This is a genomic window from Halopelagius fulvigenes, from assembly GCF_055398025.1.
In genome coordinates, this window is the sequence record NZ_AP043846.1 from 1,689,626 (window position 1) to 1,705,679 (window position 16,054).

Consider the following 16,054-nt stretch of genomic DNA (forward strand, 5'->3'; position numbering starts at 1 on the left):
GGTATCTGATTGTCATTTTCACTCATGGACGGTCAATACAGAGAGAATGTAAACGTATCGAGATTTGTCGAACAGACGCGACGACAGTTCCTCGGCGTCGCCGGGGCCGGTCTCTTGGCCGCGGGGGGTGCCGGCGGCGTCGCCGCCACGGGCGACTCGGACGAAGACGAGGACGGGGACGGGGCGGACGTCGAGAACATCCTCGAATCGCTGTCGCTCGAACAGAAAGTCGGGCAGATGCTGCAGGTGAACGTCGGGAGTCTCGACCCCGCGGAGGTCGGCGACTATCTGACGAAGTACCACGCGGGGTCGCTCCTCTCCGGCGGGGCCAACCCGCCGACGAACGACCCGGCGGAACTCCGGAAGCGACTCGACGAACTCCAGCGGTTCGCCGCCGAGAACACGGACCACGGGATTCCGTTCGCCTACGGCCTCGACGCCGTCCACGGGAACGTCACGGTGGATGGCGCGACGGCGTACCCCCACAACCTCGGGTTGGGCGCGACGCGGGACCCCGAACTGACGAGGAAGGCCGCGAAAGCGACCGGCGAGTCGGTCAGGGCGGTGGGCGCGCACTGGAACTTCGCCCCGGACGCCGACCTGCAACGCGACCCCCGGTGGGGCCGGTTCTACGAGGGGTTCAGCGAGGATCCGTACCTCGCCTCGGAGATGGTCTCCGCGGCGACGGAGGGGATGCAGATGCGCGACGACGGCCGCGTCACCGTCGGCGCGACGGTGAAGCACTTCGTGGGCTACTCCGAACCGGAGAACGGCAACGACCGCAGTCCGGCGCACATCCCGATGCGAAGCCTCCGACAGAAGTTCTTCCCGCCGTTCCGGACCGGCGTTCGTTCGCGGACGGAGTCCATCATGGTCAACAGCGGTTCGGTCAACGGCGTCCCCGCGCACGCCTCGAAGTTCCTCCTCACCGAAGTCCTCCGCGAGTGGTGGGGCTTCGAGGGCGTCGTCATCTCCGACTGGGACGACTTCGACCGCATGATCACCCTCCACGAGTACGTCCCGACGTTCCGCGACGCCGTCCGCGAGGGCATCAACGCCGGCGTGGACGTCTACATGGAACCGGAGGAGCCCGAACGGTTCGTCACGACGCTCGTGGACCTCGTGGAGTCCGGCGAAGTCGAGACGTCCCGAATCGACGAGGCGGTCGAACGAGTCCTCCGGTTCAAGAAGCACCTCGGCTTGCTGGACGATAGCGGGCCGGACCTCTCGGTGGAGGAGCACGTGGGCGCGGGCCGCGACACGGCCCGCAAAGCCGCGACGGAGTCGATGACGCTCCTGAAGAACGCCGAGGGGACGCTCCCCATCTCGGACGCCGACACGGTTCTCGTGACGGGACCGAACGCCGACAACGTCCGCAACCAGATGGGCGGGTGGACGCTCGGGTGGCAGGGCCTCCCGGAGGACGCCGACGCCGCCCCCGCCGCGGTGACCATCGTTGAGGGGATGAAGGAGGCGGCGTCCGACGGCACGGAAATCGTCTCCGTGCCGACGGGCCACACGTTCAACCCCTACGCGCCCGACGAGTTCCCCTTCGACAACGAGTCCGAGGTCGTGGACGCCGCCGAGAACGCCGACGTCGCCGTCGTCGTCGTCGGCGAGGGCCCCTACTCCGAGGGATTCGGCGACACCGACACGCTCGAACTCCCGGGCGAACAGCCCCGAATCGTCGACGCGGTGGCCGAGACGGGCACGCCCACCGTCGGCGTCGTCGTGGCCGGCCGCCCGCGCGGCCACCCCGAGACGATGGCGAAATTCGACGCAGCGTTGATGGCGTACCAACCGGGGACGGAGGGCGGTACGGCGGTCGGTCGCACCCTCTTCGGCGAAACCGACCCCGGCGGGCGACTCCCCTTCACGTGGCCGCACACGACGGGTGACCTCATCAACGTCTACAACCACCTGCCGCCGGCGAACCGCGGCGACGAGGAGTCGCAGTTCCCGTTCGGCCACGGCCTGAGTTACACCTCCTTCGAGTACGAGAACCTGCAGATCAGCCCGGGGAAGTCCGCCGGCGACGGCAGTCTCGGCACCATCGAGGTGTCCGTGAAGGTGACGAACACCGGCGACAGGGCGGGCACGGACGTGGTGGAAGCCTACAACACCCAGTCGTTCGGGTCGGTCATCCACCCCGACGAGCGACTGATGGGGTACGAACGCGTCTCCCTCAAATCGGGCGAGAGTAAGACCGTCACCATCGACGCGCCGTTGGAGACGCTCTTGGTCCTCCCCGGCGACGTGCCGGGCGACGCGGACGAGTTGACCATCGAGGACGGCCAGTACGCCGTCACCGTCGGCGAGATGACGGAGACGTTCACCGTCGGGTCCGGCGGCTACACCGACTGGGAGGTCGGGGTGATAGAGGAGATGCAGGAGTAGACGCGACTCGGCGACCGGCGGTTCGAGTCGCCCCGTGGGTCGAACGACGAACTCGACGCTCGGCGGTACCTCGTCCCCGAGACGTTCGCTCACCCGCCGTTCGACTACCCGAAAACCCGAATCAGCGAGTCAGTACGCGCCGTTCAGTCTGCCGTCACCGGGGTTGTATACGCGTGCTTGAGGTTTATTCCGCGCTCGCGTATAGTACATCCGTATGGAGGAAGCGACAGCTGACTCGGCCGATGATCGGTCCGTTTCGGGATTCGCGCGATGGTTCTTGCTCTCGGGGAATCGACACCTCGTTTCGCTCGTCGTGCTCTCGGGAATCGGCGCGGCGTTTCTCGCGGTCGGAATCCTCGACCTCGCCACGGTGACCACGCCGAACCGGGTGATGTGGTACCTCAACGGCACCGTCAACGGGCTCTTGACGCTCGTTCCGATCACGATCGGCGTGAACCAGATCGTCCTCTCTCACGAGTTCGGCTCGATACAGGACCTCTACGAACGCCGGACCGACATCACGGACTTTCGAGAACGCGTCGAGGAGCGAACGGGGACCGCGGTGAGTTCGCCTCACGCGTCCACCTTCTTCGAGACGCTTCTCTCCGCCGTCGCGGACGCCGCCAGGACAGTTCAGGACCGGTTCGACGACTCGCGGGCGGACGACCGGTTGACGAACGACGTTGAGGAGGTGACGGAATCGGTCATTCGGGAAGCGGAACGGACGAACGACGAGTTGGCGGCGAACGGCACGAGCATGCTTCGGACGTTCCTCACGATGCTCAACTACCGTAATTCGGAGCAGTTTCACGATGTGCGGCGGATTCGGGCGGAACTGTCCGACTTCGACCCGGAGGCGGCGAAGGAACTCCAACAGATCACCGAACTGTTCGTCGAAGTCGACGCCGCGCGACAGTTCCTCAAAACGGTGGTCGTCGAACGGCAGTTGGCGCGCCTGTCTCGCCTTCTCGTCTACACCGGCATCCCCGCGGTGACTATCGCCACCATCGGCATCTTCTCCTATCGAGACATCGCCGGTCTGACGCTGTCGCACGCCCTCCTCGTCGGTGTCGCGGGGACGATAATCGTCGCGACACTCGTCCCACTCGCGATACTGGGCGCGTACATCCTCCGCGTGGCGACGATTGCACATCAAACGGCGATGTACGGGCCGTTCATCCCGGAGTCCGACGACTGATTCGTCTCTCCGTTCCCGACGAGACGCCTCGCTGGAGGGTTAGAAGTTAGAGAAGCGCCGGGACAGGGATTTGAACCCTGGATCCCAAAGGGAACACGCTTTCCAGGCGTGCGCCTTACCACTCGGCCATCCCGGCTTCCGGTTCAACGTATCCCGTTGAGTAGTTTAAGTCCTTCCTTTCTCGGCGATACGCCGTTCGGTGGCGTACGTCACACCCGAGACGACGACGCCGACGACGACGCCGACGCCGAGGGATCCGAGGACGCCGAACGACAACGGCCCCACGAGGAGGCGGTACGTCTGCAGGACGACGAGGAAACTGAAACAGCCGATAGCGCCCCAGAGGAGCGCGGACTTCGTTCGCGGCCGCACGCTCACTCGGACGTACTGTCGTCTACGTCCGCGATGGCCTCTATCTCGACGCCGACGCCCTTCGGCAGGTTCGCCACCTCGACGGCGCTTCGGGCCGGCGGTTCCGACTCGAAGTACCCCGCGTACGTCTCGTTCATCTCCTCGAAGTCCTCGATGTCGTCGAGGAAGACGCTCACCTTCAACACGTCCGCCGCCGTCGCGCCCTCCGCGTCGAGAATCGCCATCACGTTGTCGAGGGCCTGTTCCGTCTGCGTCGCGATGTCCGCGTCGTCCAGCAACTCGCCGTCCGGCGTCAGCGGAATCTGCCCCGCCGTGAACACCAGCGACCCGTTCGTCGTCGCCTGACTGTACGCGCCCACCGCGGCGGGTGCCTCGTCCGTGCTGATGATGCGCTTCATGGGCGATGCGTCGGCGTCGGGCGACTTAAAACCGAGAGAACTCCCGAGGACGGAACACTGTCTCCCCGATGAGAACGTCGAGACGCTCCGAGGCGGCGACACGCGCAGATTGATACCGCTCTCGCCCGTGAGTGTCTCCCATGGCGGACCCCGCTACGGTAGACTTCGGCGCGGACGACGTACTGGTGTTAAAGGACGACCGCTTCGGCCCGGAGAGCGTCTGTCTCGTGACGGGCGCGGCGTCGGGAATCGGCCGGGCGACGGCCGCCGCGATGGCGATGAACGGCCTCACCGTCGTCGGCACCGACGTGGACGGCGACGGACTCGACTCGATGAAAGCGCTCGTCGAAGACGAGATGGGCGCGCCCGGCGAGGTGGTCACCGTCGAAGCGGACCTGACGGACGACGACGAGATGCGGGCGTTGGTGGAGGAGGCGGCGACGCACGGCGACGTCCGGTACCTCGCGAACATCGCCGGGATGCAGCACATCTCGCCCCTCGACGAGTTCCCGATGGACGTCTACGACGCGATGCACGGGGTGATGGTCCGCGCGCCGTTCCTCCTGTCGAAACTCGTGATGCCGCACATTCGAGAGACGGACGACGGCGTCGGCGCGATAGGAAACATGTGCTCCATCCACGGCCACGTCGCCACGCAGGACAAGGCGGCCTACATCACCTCGAAGTTCGCCCTGCGCGGCCTCACGAAGTCCATCGCCGCCGAGGGGGAGGGCACCCTCCGCGCCTTCACCGTCTCGACCAGTTACGTCTCGACGCCGTTGGTCGAAGGGCAGATACCCGACACGGCGAAGGAACGCGGAATCTCGGAGGAGGAAGTCGTCGAGGACGTGATGCTTGGCGGGTCGCGCGTGAAGGACATGATGCGTCCGATTCAAGTGGCGAACCTGTACGTCTTCGGCTTCTCGAAGCACGGCCAACACCTCAACGGCGCGGACATGACGTGGGACGGCGGCCACCTCGGCACGTACGAGTGAGGGCGGCGAATCAGACGAGGACGTCCACCTCGTACCCGCGTTCGCGGAGGGCGTCGAGGAGTTCCTCGACGTGGTCGTAGCCCTTCGTCTCCAAGTCGAGTTCCACGTCCGCCTCGTTCATCGAGATGTTCCGCGAGGTTCGGTCGTGCTGGATGGCGTAGATGTTCGCTTGGGCGTCCGCGAGGACGGAGATGAGGTCCTGTAGCGCGCCGGGGCGATCCTTCAGCACGGTCCGAATCTTCAGGTACCGCCCCGTCTCGACCAACCCGCGCATGATGACCGTCGTCAGTTGGTTGAGGTCGATGTTCCCGCCCGAGAGCGTCGGGACGATCACCTCGCCCTCCTCGTAGTCGAACGCCTCGAACAGGAGGGCCGCGAGGGCGACGGCCCCCGCGCCCTCGACCAGCGTCTTCGACCGTTCCAGCAGGTACGTCAGCGTGACGGCTATCTCCTCGTCGGAGACGGTCACCACCTCGTCCACGTGCGCTCGGATGACGTCGAACGGCGTCTCGCCGACCCGTCGGGTGGCGATGCCGTCGGCGATGGTCTCGACGCTGTCGAGTTCGTGAATCGACCCCTTCTGGAGCGAATCGGCCGCCGAGGAGGCACCGTCCGCCTGCACGCCGACGACGCGCGCGTCGGGGTTGTGCGCCTTCACCGCGGTGGCGATGCCCGCGATGAGGCCGCCGCCGCCGATGGGGACGACCACGGTGTCGAGTTCGGGGCAGTCCTCGACGATTTCGAGGCCGATGGTCCCCTGTCCGGCCATCACGGCGGGGTCGTCGAAGGCGTGGACGTACGTCCGGCCCTCCTCGCTCTCTATCTCGTGGGCCTTCGCCTGCGCCTCGTCGTAGTCCGCGCCGTGGAGGACGGTTTCGCCGCCGTAGCGTTCCGTCGCCTTCACCTTCGAGATGGGCGCGTGCTTCGGCATCACTATCTTCGAGTTCACGCCCGCCCGCGTCGCCGCGAGTGCGACGCCCTGCGCGTGGTTTCCGGCACTCGCCGTCACCACGCCCGCCGCCTTCTGGTCGTCCGAGAGGGTGGCGATGCAGTTCATCGCGCCGCGAATCTTGAACGCCCCCGTCCGCTGGAAGTTCTCCAGTTTCAGGTGCACCTCCGCGCCCGTCATCTCCGAGAACGTGTGCGAGTAGTCCAACGGTGTCCGCTTCGCCACGTCCTCGATTCGGTCGCGGGCCGCAGTAATGTCCGAGAGCGAGAGCATGATTGCGGTTCCCCGCCGTCTCGGTTAACCGTTTTGGGGCGTCGAGACGGCGGGTTCGCACCGCCGGGCGGCGTCGGCCGCTGAACGCCGCCGAGTCGGGACGCGGCCGCCGCTCGGGACGCGTAGAAGGGGGAAAGGGGGGAATGCACGCGTGTGACGTGCATCTGTTCTTCGGTTCGCGTGGTATATAAACATCATGTACCCGGACCGAAAGTGAAATCGCAGGACGGCGGCGGGATGAACGCGCCGTCTGACGGTCGTCATTCACACGTCCGATACATTCTCTGTCGGTTTTACGACGACGCGTTCCTCGGCGACGAATCGGCGGACTCGGGTCGCGAAATCGCCCGAATCCGGCCATTCGGCGTCCTCGTCCACGCCGAGACGGGCGGGGTCGCCGACGTACACCGCCGCGGAGTCCGCCGCGCCGCCGCGCGCGCCGGACGAGTCGCCGTCGCCGCCCGTACCCGCGTCGTCCGCGTAGGGGACGTTCATGCGGACGTAGAGGCCGGAGGCGACGCCCTCGTACCGGTCGAGCGTCGGTAGTTCGTCCGTCCGGAGGACGCGCCCCTCGACGGACCCGCCGGGGAGGAGCGTCGGGTACTCCCCCTCGGCGCGGTGGAGTCCGAGGAGGCGGGCGTCCGGTCCGAACGACCACTCGTCGAGGAGCGATGCGACTCGGTCGGGGTCCGTCAGGGTCCCGTAGACGAACACATCGGTCACGGCGGGGGCGTCGGCGCGGACGGACAAAGTTCGCTCGGCATTCCCCTTTCGGTAAGGTCAAGCATCCCACGGCGCACGTTCCAGCATGGACTTCGAGCGACTCCGCGGCGTCTGGCGTCGCGTGTTCTCGCTCGCGTGGCCGGTGATGGCCGAACAGACCACGCGGACGCTGATGCGGACGGTGGACATCCTCGTCACCGCCGCGCTGTCGCCCGCCGCCGTCGTCGCCATCGGTCTGGCCGACCTGTTCGCGCGGTTCCCGCTGAGAATCGGCCTCGGCCTCGGCGGGGCCGCGATCGCGCTCTCCAGTCAGGACACCGGGAGCGGTGCCGAGGCGAACCGCGACGAGGCGGTGACGCAGGCGCTGGGTATCGCCTTCCTCACCGGCGTCCCGTTCGTCGCCTTCGGCGTCCTCTTCTCGGAGTGGGCGGTGGGGCTGTTCCCCGCCAGCGACGAGGCGGTGCGCCTCGGCGGGACGTACCTCGCCGTCGTCTTCGCCACCGCGCCCGCGCGCCACGTCGCACTCGTCGGCGCGCGTGCGTTGCAGGGACTGGGCGACACCCGGACGCCGATGTACGTCAACGTCCTCGCCAACGGCGTCAACGTCGCCCTGTCGGTCGGACTCGGCTTCGGCGTCGCCGTCCTCCCGCGGTGGGGCGTCTTCGGCGTCGGCCTCGCCACGTCGGCGGCGAACGTCCTCTCGGCGGGACTGCTCGTCGCGGCCATCTACCGCCCGGATTCGCCCGTCGCCTTCGCACGCCCGACGGACCGGACGGTGGCCGCGCAGCTCGTCGGCGTCGCGCTTCCGCGGGCGGCGGAGGGGTTCGCCACCGAACTCGCGGAGTTCCCGTTCAACGCGCTGTTGCTCTCGCTCGGAAGTGCGGGCGCGGCATCGGGCGACGTTATCAACGCCGGCTTTCAGGTCGGCCGCCGGGTGTACCAGCAGGTGACGAGTCCGCTCTCCCGCGGGTACAACGTCGCGGGGAGCATCCTCGTCGGCCAAGCGTTGGGGCGCGGCGAGGAGTCCGTCGCGCGGTACGAGGGGTGGGCCACCGCCGCCCTCTCTCTGTGTTCCGTCGGCGTCATCGGCGTCGTCCTCGCGGCGTTCGCGGACTCGGTCGTCTCCGTCTTGGGTTTCGGCGGGTCGCCCGAAGCGCTCACGTACGCGGCGGAGTTCGCCGTCGTCTACGGCCTCTCCGCGCCGATGCTCGCGGTGTTCGTCGCGCTCTCCGGCGCGCTACAGGGCGCGGGCGCGACTCGCCTCCCCTTCCTCGCTCGCGTCACTGGCATGTTCGGCTTCTTCGTGGGCTTCTCCTACCTCGCCGTCGAGCAGTTGGGGCTCGGCCTGTTCGGCGTCTACGCCGGCGTCTTCCTCGCGTACCTCTGGATGGGGCTGTTCGCCGTCGCGGCGTTCGCCCGCGCCGACTGGGCCGGGACGGCCGAGGGCCTCCTGCGCGAACGCGGGAGCGTCGACGCCGACGGCTGAGGCCCGCGCCCCTCGCCGGTCTGGTCGGGTTCGCGTTGCCCGTCCTCCCCGGGAACACCGTCGGCGGCATCTTCCGGTGACGGTGGTCAACTACTTCCAGACGACGGAGGAACGCCTCGACATCCGCGGAAGGACGGCGCGGCGCGGAAACTGACGACGAGAGAGTGAATTCTCGGTAGCGGTGCCGGGCGGTCGTACGTTCCCGTGCGGCGAGAAGAGGAGTGAGGTCGAATCGAGCGGGGAAGGCGGACCTTACCGCTCGTCGATGTCGGGGAACGTCTGGTCCGTCGGGCCGACGTAGCGCGCGCGGGGGCGGATGAGCCGGTTGTCCTCGTACTGTTCGAGGACGTGCGCCGTCCACCCCGCGACGCGGGACATCGCGAAGATGGGCGTGTAGATATCGACCGGGATGCCCATCTGGTAGTACGTCGACGCGGAGTAGAAGTCCACGTTCGGCGCGAGGCCCTTCTCCTCCGTGATGTACTCCTCGATCGCGACCGAGTAGTCGTACCACTTCATGTCGCCCGCCGCCTCGCCGAGTTCCTCGGACTTCTCGCCGAGAATCTTCGCGCGCGGGTCCTTCACGTTGTAGACGCGGTGTCCGAATCCGGGGACGCGGCGGCCCTCCTCGAGGGCGTCCGTGACCCACTTCGTCGGGTTCTTGTCGCTCTCGTCTATCTCCTTGAGCATCTTCATCACGTTCGCGTTGGCCCCGCCGTGGAGCGACCCCGCGAGCGTGCCGATGGCGCTCGTGACGGCGCTGTGCATGTCCGAGAGCGTGGAGGCGGTGACCATCGCCGAGAACGTCGAGGCGTTCAGGCCGTGGTCGGCGTGGAGGACCAACGCCATGTCGAACGTCTCCGCGAGCACCTCGTCTGGTTCCTCGTCGTTGAGCATGTAGAGGAAGTTCGCCGCGTGGCCGAGGTCCTCGCGCGGTTCGACCGGTTCCTCACCGTTGCGGAGGCGATTGAACGCGGCCAGCGCCGTCGGAATCTTCGAGGTGATGCGGCGGGCCTTCCGGACGTTGGCCTCCTCGTCCGCCACGTCCTCGAAGGTGGCGTCGTCGTCGTGCGCCGACAGCGACGAGACGACGCTCCGAAGCGCCGCCATCGGAACCTCGTCGGCGTCGGCGAGCGTCCGAACCTGGTCTAAGACGTCCTCGTCGAGCGTCCGTTCGGCGGTCATCTGCTCTTCGAACGTCTCCAGCTCCGAACGCGACGGGAGTTCTCCGTGCCACAGGAGGTAGACGACCTCCTCGTACGACGCGTTGCGGGCCAGGTCTTCGATCGTATAGCCCCGGTAGACGAGCTTACCGGCATCACCGTCGATGTGACTGAGCTCCGACTCGGCGACGAGAACGCCTTCCAGCCCCCGCTTTAGGTCGTCTGACATACCCAAACGGTTCCCGTCCCTCTCAAAAAAGCGTTATCGTTCACCCCAAACTATTTCCTTTAGTGTCTTTTGGAGCATAGCCCAACGTTAACTCGTAGCACACAAAGGGGGAGACGCCGACGCCACAACGTCCGTCCACCGCGCGGGGTGCGAGTAACGCGTCGCTACCAAGCCTTATCACGGTCCGCCGCCCATCCCGACACATGGACCCAGCGGACGTGGAGTACGAACCGGTCAGCGTCAAGGAGGTGCTGTCGGAGATGAAGGACACGGCAGAGCTCCTCATCGACCTCTCGTACTCCGCCGTCCTCAACGGGAGCGACGACATCGCGCGGGAGGTTCTCGCACTCGAAGAGCGGATGGACATCCTCCAGCTGCAGGGGCGGATGAGCCTCCTGATGGCCGCGCGCAACCCGGAGGACGCCGAGCAGCTCGCGCCCGTCCTCGGCGTCATCGGCGCGGCCGAGAAGATATCCAACGCGGCGGGCGACATCGCCAAGGTGGTACTGGAGGACATCGGCCTCCCCGACGCGATACGGACGGCCCTGCCGGAGGCCGCGGAGATGCTGGTGCGGGCCACCGTCGCCGCCGACTCGCCGTACGACGGGCGCACCCTCGGCGACATCAACATGGAGACGGAGACGGGCGTCCGCGTCATCGCCATCCGCCGTCGCTCCGCGACCGGCAAGCGCCGGTGGATTACGAACCCCGACCGGGAGACGCAGCTGCGGGAGAACGACGTGCTCCTCCTCCGTGGCGCGCAGGAGGGCGTCGCGGCCGTCTACGAGACGGTGTCCGGCGTCCCGTACGAACCGCCAGCGGCCGCCGACCCGCCCATCGAGGACCTCGAACGCGCCGTGGACTCCATCATCCTGATGAAGGACATGAGCGAACTCGCCGTTGACCTCGCCTACGGCGCGATTCTGTTCGACAGCGAGGGCGTCGCGGAGGAGGTAGACGAGCTAGAGGCGGAGGTGGACGCCCTGAAGTCCCGCTTCGAGGCGTGGGTGCTCCGGGCGGCGAGCCGCGTCGAGGACCCGGTTCAACTCCGCGGACTCGTCCACCTGGCGTCCGCGACGGAGGTCATCTCCGACGCCGCGCTCGAAATCAGCGAGGGCGTCCTCCGGGGACTCAACGCCCACCCCGTCGTCGCCGTCGCCGTCGAGGAGTCCGACGAGGTCATCGTCCGTCTCACCGTCGCGGAGGGGAGCACCCTCGCGAACGCGACGCTCGGCGACAAGCGGGTGAAGACGGAGACGGGGATGCGCGTCATCGCCGTTCGCCGGGGCCGCCCCGCGGGGGGCGACGCGCCGAGCGACGCCGACGAGTGGGTGATCCAACCCGGCCCGGAGACCGAACTGCGCCCCGGCGACGTTGTCATCGCGAAGGGCACCCGCGCGGGCGCGGAACGACTCGGCGAGGCCACCGGCGACCCCCAACTGTACGACGGGTGATCGACGGCGCTCCTCGCGCCGCGGCCGACGGAAACTTAAACAACCGGACATAGAAACGCCCAACTTATTGTGGCTCCTCCGCTTGCTCAGTACCAATGGACAGGGCGGACTCTCTCGCTACTCGCGGTCGAAGACGGGGACGGGCGTACCGCGCACGAACACGCGGACGCGACGCGGGGTGTTGAGACGGGTGACCGAATCTGGCAGCACGCCTTCGGGTACGAGCGGAGCGGACGATGTCGGCGTGCGAATCGTCCGCGAAGTCGCCGCCGAACTCGGCCGGAGTCCGATGGAGCTCGAACCGCTCGCCGGACTCGTCGATATCGACGCGCTCTCGTCGCTGACGGCGACGCAGTCCGTGAACGTCTCCTTCGAGTACGAGGGCCTCCAGGTCACCGTCCGCCGGGACGGTTCGGTCGCCGTCGAACGACTCGACGACGACCGGGCGACGCGGTAACTCACGCGTCTTTCGCGAGGCGGTAGACGGAGACGACGGTCAGGAGCGTCGTCACCAGAAGCGCCGTCGAGGTGGCGAGGACGAACGCGAGGATGCCGAACCAGCCCTCCGGCCCGAGAATCGGGTACGCTCTCGTCCCCGCGAACGGGCCGAACAGTTCCAACACGCGGAACAGGTACGCCCCGGCCGCCAGCGTAACCCCGGCGGCAACGCCGACTGCGGCGTTCCGCGGCACGTCTAACGCCTCGACGAGTCCGCCCGACGGCGGACGTTCCGGTACCTCGTCACTCACGTGTGGGGGTTCTCCTCGGGACGCCAAATCTCCATCGCCATCGCCGCCGCCTTCGGCTCACGCGTACGCCGGGAACTCCCGGCCGAAGGCGAGGAAGTAGCCCGTCCCGAGGAGGCCGACGACCGTCGCCGCGCCGAACGCCAGTTCCGGCGACGCCGCGTACAACCACCCGCCGACGGCCGCGGAGGGGATGACGACGACGTTGCGGACGAGGTAGTACGACCCCACGACGCGTCCGCCGGCGTTCTCCGCCGCCGGCCCGACGATGAGCGCTTTGTGCGCCGGGAGGCCGGCGAACCGGAGGCCGGAGAACGCGAAGAGGAGAGCGACGACGGCGGCGTTCGCCGGCGCGTTGACGAGCAGTACCGGGAACACCGCGTAGACGGCGAACCCGAGCGCGACGACCGGTTTGAGGCCGACGCGCCGCGCGAGTTTGGCGACGGGAACCATCGTGAGGAGGGCGACGGCCATCTCGACGGCCAACAGGACGCCGAAGTACGCGTCCGGCGAGAGCGACCCGACGGCGGGGAGCGTGACGCCGACTTCGAGGAACTCGGTGACGACGATGACGAAGAAGACGTACACCATCCCGTTGGCGAAGCGGACGAGGGTGTCGCCGACCAGCAGGGGCCGGAGTTCCGGCGGCATCGAGCGCAGGTCGTCGAGCACCGAGCCGACGCCCTCGAAGGACTTGCCGAACGAGTCCTTGGAGGCGTCGTAGAGGACGTACTGCGCCGCCGTGGCGAGGAGTCCGAACAGGGCGGCGACTGCCAAGACGACGCGGAAGCCGAACTCGAAGGGGTAGAGCGTCAGCACGCCCGCGGCGAGCAACGGACCGAGCAGAAAGGCCGTCCGGCGGAACGTCTCGGTGCTCGCAAAGCCTGTCGCCAGACGGTCCGGGGGGACGCTCTGTTTCACTATCGCGAACGTCGCGCCGAGACCGAACGACTTCCACGCCTGCGCGAGGAGGAGGCCGACGAAGATGCCGACGGGGAGGACGACCGGTTTCGCCGCGTACCGCCCCACCTCGAAGGCGGGTACCGTGAGGGTCCCGAAGGCGTCGGCGAACAACCAGACGACGAACCCGAGCGTCGAGGCGACGCCGAACGCCGTCAGCGCCGTCCGCGACCCGATGCGGTCCGAGAGCGCGCCGCCGGGGTACGGGTAGACGGCGCTGACGAGGTTGCCGAAACTCCCGTACAGTCCGATGGCGAGGCTGCCAGCCCCGAGGACGCTCACGTATCGCGGCATGTAGCGGCCGGTCATCTGGAAGCCGAGGCTGAACGCGAACATCGCCGCCGAGAGGACCAGCACGTCGCCGTCGAGGGCGAAGAATCGTCGGAACGACGAGAGCGCGTCCGGTTCGGCCGTCTCCTCGCGCGCCATGTGCGTCTCGTCCCGCCCGTTCGTAAAATCAGTCCCGGTCGGACCGACCTCGCCCTTACGGCGGGTGACCCACGCGCGGCGGCGTACGTCGCCGTCTGCGGTGTCACAGACCGAATCCCTAAAGGGTGGGGGTGCCGAGAGACGAGTAATGACCACGCTCGGAAGTGCGAGCGCGGCCCCGGGAGAGATTGCGACGGGTCGCCTCGAAGTGGGAGAGGCGCGAGACGGAAGCCCGGTCGCGCTCCCGGTCGCCGTGATAAACGGCGCGCGAGACGGCAAGACGCTCTACCTGCAGGCGGCGTCCGACGGCGACGAACTGAACGGAGTCGGCGTGATTCAACGCGTCGTCCCCCAGCTGGACCCGAACGACGTGGCCGGCGAGATACTCGTCGTCGGCATCGTCAACTACCACGCGTTCCAGGTCGCCGAGCACAGAAACCCCATCGACGACACGAAGATGAACCGCGCGTACCCCGGCGACGAGAACGGAACGTCCTCCGAGCGTATCGCCGCGGCGACGTTCGACGTCGCCTCCCGCGCGGACTTCATCGTGGACCTCCATCAGGGTTCGACGAGTCGGATGATAGACGAGGTTCGCGTCCGGTGCGGCCGCCACCACCGCCTCCACGGCGAGTGCCTCCGACTAGCGAAGACGTTCGGGTGCGGCTACATCCTCGACCAGAAGGGACCGGACGGGCAACTCGCCCGCGCCGGCCCGGACGACGGCATCCCGACCATCGACCCCGAACTCGGCGGGGCCGTCGGGTGGGACGAGGGGAGCATTCGAAAGGGCGTAGACGGCGTCTACAACGTCCTCCGGGGCTACAGCTTCCTCGACGGATCGATCGAAACCCGGTCGCAGACCCGCGCGAAGGGGTTCGACCAGTACGGGTCGCCCTCGGGCGGTCTGGTCCGGTTCAAGAAGGACCTCGGCGACTCCGTCTCCGTCGGCGACGTGCTGTTCGAGGTGACGGACGTCTTCGGCGGCCTGAAGGCGCGCGTCACCGCCGACGGCCCCGGCATCTTCTGGCGGTGCCGCCGCCTCCCGCAGGTCGCCACCGGCGAGTACGTCTGCTCCGTCGGCACGGACATCGACACCGTCTGACGATGGCTCCCAAACTCGCGCTTCGCTGTTCCGCCTGCGGCAACGAACCCGCCGAGTGGGCGTGGCGGTGCGACTGCGGCGCACCGCTGGATTTCGCTTCCGATCCCCTCCCGGACGGCCCCGCACCCGACCCGGCGGCGTTCGACGCCCGCCGGGGACTGTGGTCGTTCGACGACTTTCTCCCGGTCGGTCCGAACGTCACCCTCGGCGAGGGACTGACGCCCCTCGTGGACGCGCCCGAGTGGGACGCGTCGTTCAAACTGGAGTACGTCTTCCCCACCGGGTCGTTCAAGGACCGCGGGGCGACGGTGACGCTCTCCGTCGCCGACGAACTCGGCGTCGAGAGGGTCGTCGAGGACTCCTCGGGCAACGCGGGCGCGGCCATCGCCACCTACGCCGCCCGCGCCGGCATCGACGCCGACGTGTACGTGCCCGCGGCGGTCAAAGAGACGAAACTCCGCGCCGTCGAACGCGCGGGGGCGACGCCCGTCCGCGTCGAGGGGTCCCGCGAGGACGTGACCGACGTCTGCCTCGACGCCGTGCGCGCCGGAGACGGCTGGTACGCATCCCACGCGTGGAACCCCGCCTTCTTCGCCGGGACGGCGACGTTCGCCTACGAAGTCGCCCTCCAGCGAGGCTGGTCGGCCCCGGACGCCGTCGTCTCGCCGCTCGGCCACGGGACGCTGTTTCTCGGCGCGTACCGCGGCTTCCGCGCCCTCCGCGACGCGGGGTGGATAGACGAGATGCCGCGCTTGCTGGGCGCGCAAGCGGCCGGATACGCCCCCGTCGCCGAGGCGGTGCGCGGCGGAGACGAGGCGGCGGGCGAGAACGACGCGGCCGACGGCATACAGATACGCGAACCCGTTCGTAAACGGCAGATTCTCGACGCGATCGAGGAGACGGGCGGCGACGCGATCGCCCTCTCGGCGGACGCCGTCGAACGCGAACTCGACGCCCTCAACGCCCGCGGGTTCTACGTGGAGTCCACCGCCGCCGCCGCGCCCGCGGCCCTGCGTGAGTACCGCGAGCGAGGTATTCTGTCGGCGGACGACGACGTGGTGGTGCCGCTGACCGGAAGCGGGATGAAGGCGTAGCCGCGGGTTCGCGCTCCGTTCTCACGGCGACGTGCGCCGCGTGTCACCACCCGACGTGACTTTAGGGTCGCGGTAGTATCTCG

General features: G+C 68.0%; 15 protein-coding genes and 1 tRNA gene. 8 read left to right on the forward strand and 8 right to left on the reverse strand.

All coding sequences use genetic code 11. From position 1 onward, the window contains the following. Nucleotides 1-24: 24 nt before the first annotated feature. Both ACZ522_RS13410 and ACZ522_RS13415 read left to right on the forward strand, forming a co-directional pair. Complete coding sequence (locus ACZ522_RS13410) at nucleotides 25-2,397, forward strand: glycoside hydrolase family 3 N-terminal domain-containing protein (protein WP_379698668.1); 2,373 nt, start codon at nucleotides 25-27, stop codon at nucleotides 2,395-2,397. Between the two features lie 214 nt (nucleotides 2,398-2,611). Continuing rightward, on the forward strand, nucleotides 2,612-3,595 hold the full coding sequence (locus tag ACZ522_RS13415) for a DUF7972 family membrane protein (protein WP_379698666.1): 984 nt from the start codon (nucleotides 2,612-2,614) through the stop codon (nucleotides 3,593-3,595). 55 nt (nucleotides 3,596-3,650) lie between these two features. Here the strand turns inward: ACZ522_RS13415 and ACZ522_RS13420 are convergent. The 3 genes from ACZ522_RS13420 to ACZ522_RS13430 all read right to left on the reverse strand — a co-directional run bounded on the left by ACZ522_RS13420 (nucleotide 3,651) and on the right by ACZ522_RS13430 (nucleotide 4,365). Continuing rightward, nucleotides 3,651-3,731 (reverse strand) — tRNA-Ser (locus ACZ522_RS13420). Nucleotides 3,732-3,760: 29 nt separating this feature from the next. Then, complete coding sequence (locus ACZ522_RS13425) at nucleotides 3,761-3,973, reverse strand: hypothetical protein (RefSeq protein ID WP_379698663.1); 213 nt, start codon at nucleotides 3,971-3,973, stop codon at nucleotides 3,761-3,763. Further along, a complete protein-coding gene (locus tag ACZ522_RS13430) occupies nucleotides 3,970-4,365 on the reverse strand; it encodes a Rid family detoxifying hydrolase (RefSeq protein WP_379698660.1) in 396 nt (131 codons plus the stop codon). Before ACZ522_RS13430 ends, ACZ522_RS13425 begins: the two co-directional genes overlap by 4 nt. A gap of 140 nt (nucleotides 4,366-4,505) precedes the next feature. On the opposite strand from ACZ522_RS13430, the gene ACZ522_RS13435 reads away from it, so the two are divergent. Further along, nucleotides 4,506-5,360: an SDR family NAD(P)-dependent oxidoreductase gene (locus ACZ522_RS13435; RefSeq protein WP_379698657.1), complete on the forward strand. Its 855-nt coding sequence runs from the start codon at nucleotides 4,506-4,508 to the stop codon at nucleotides 5,358-5,360. Between the two features lie 10 nt (nucleotides 5,361-5,370). On the opposite strand, the gene ilvA is transcribed toward ACZ522_RS13435, so the two are convergent. Both ilvA and ACZ522_RS13445 read right to left on the reverse strand, forming a co-directional pair. Beyond that, nucleotides 5,371-6,582 (reverse strand): threonine ammonia-lyase, encoded by a 1,212-nt coding sequence (ilvA, locus tag ACZ522_RS13440; protein WP_379698654.1) that lies wholly within the window; start codon nucleotides 6,580-6,582, stop codon nucleotides 5,371-5,373. A 264-nt stretch (nucleotides 6,583-6,846) separates the two neighbouring features. Continuing rightward, nucleotides 6,847-7,305, reverse strand: a complete 459-nt coding sequence (locus ACZ522_RS13445; protein WP_379698651.1) for a gamma-glutamylcyclotransferase — start codon at nucleotides 7,303-7,305, stop codon at nucleotides 6,847-6,849. An 85-nt stretch (nucleotides 7,306-7,390) separates the two neighbouring features. On the opposite strand from ACZ522_RS13445, the gene ACZ522_RS13450 reads away from it, so the two are divergent. Continuing rightward, nucleotides 7,391-8,791 (forward strand): MATE family efflux transporter, encoded by a 1,401-nt coding sequence (locus tag ACZ522_RS13450; RefSeq protein WP_379698649.1) that lies wholly within the window; start codon nucleotides 7,391-7,393, stop codon nucleotides 8,789-8,791. 252 nt (nucleotides 8,792-9,043) lie between these two features. Here ACZ522_RS13450 and citZ read toward each other — a convergent pair whose 3' ends face one another. Further along, a complete protein-coding gene (gene citZ, locus ACZ522_RS13455) occupies nucleotides 9,044-10,183 on the reverse strand; it encodes a citrate synthase (protein WP_379698647.1) in 1,140 nt (379 codons plus the stop codon). Between the two features lie 203 nt (nucleotides 10,184-10,386). On the opposite strand from citZ, the gene ACZ522_RS13460 reads away from it, so the two are divergent. Both ACZ522_RS13460 and ACZ522_RS13465 read left to right on the forward strand, forming a co-directional pair. After that, nucleotides 10,387-11,637, forward strand: coding sequence for a potassium channel family protein (locus ACZ522_RS13460; protein WP_379698645.1), 1,251 nt, complete (start codon nucleotides 10,387-10,389; stop codon nucleotides 11,635-11,637). Nucleotides 11,638-11,881: 244 nt separating this feature from the next. Further along, entirely contained in the window at nucleotides 11,882-12,094 is a 213-nt protein-coding gene (locus ACZ522_RS13465) for a HalOD1 output domain-containing protein (protein ID WP_379698643.1), read from the forward strand. A gap of 1 nt (nucleotide 12,095) precedes the next feature. Here the strand turns inward: ACZ522_RS13465 and ACZ522_RS13470 are convergent, their stop codons facing one another. Both ACZ522_RS13470 and ACZ522_RS13475 read right to left on the reverse strand, forming a co-directional pair. Beyond that, complete coding sequence (locus tag ACZ522_RS13470; protein ID WP_379698641.1) at nucleotides 12,096-12,413, reverse strand: DUF7536 family protein; 318 nt, start codon at nucleotides 12,411-12,413, stop codon at nucleotides 12,096-12,098. Between the two features lie 30 nt (nucleotides 12,414-12,443). Beyond that, nucleotides 12,444-13,772 carry an MFS transporter gene (locus ACZ522_RS13475; protein ID WP_379698639.1) on the reverse strand — a complete coding sequence of 443 codons (1,329 nt, stop codon included), beginning with the start codon at nucleotides 13,770-13,772 and terminating at the stop codon, nucleotides 12,444-12,446. 148 nt (nucleotides 13,773-13,920) lie between these two features. Here ACZ522_RS13475 and ACZ522_RS13480 point away from each other — a divergent pair, with 148 nt between their 5' ends. Next, nucleotides 13,921-14,877: a succinylglutamate desuccinylase/aspartoacylase family protein gene (locus tag ACZ522_RS13480; RefSeq protein WP_379698637.1), complete on the forward strand. Its 957-nt coding sequence runs from the start codon at nucleotides 13,921-13,923 to the stop codon at nucleotides 14,875-14,877. A gap of 2 nt (nucleotides 14,878-14,879) precedes the next feature. After that, nucleotides 14,880-15,971, forward strand: coding sequence for a pyridoxal-phosphate dependent enzyme (locus ACZ522_RS13485; RefSeq protein WP_379698635.1), 1,092 nt, complete (start codon nucleotides 14,880-14,882; stop codon nucleotides 15,969-15,971). Nucleotides 15,972-16,054: the final 83 nt, after the last annotated feature.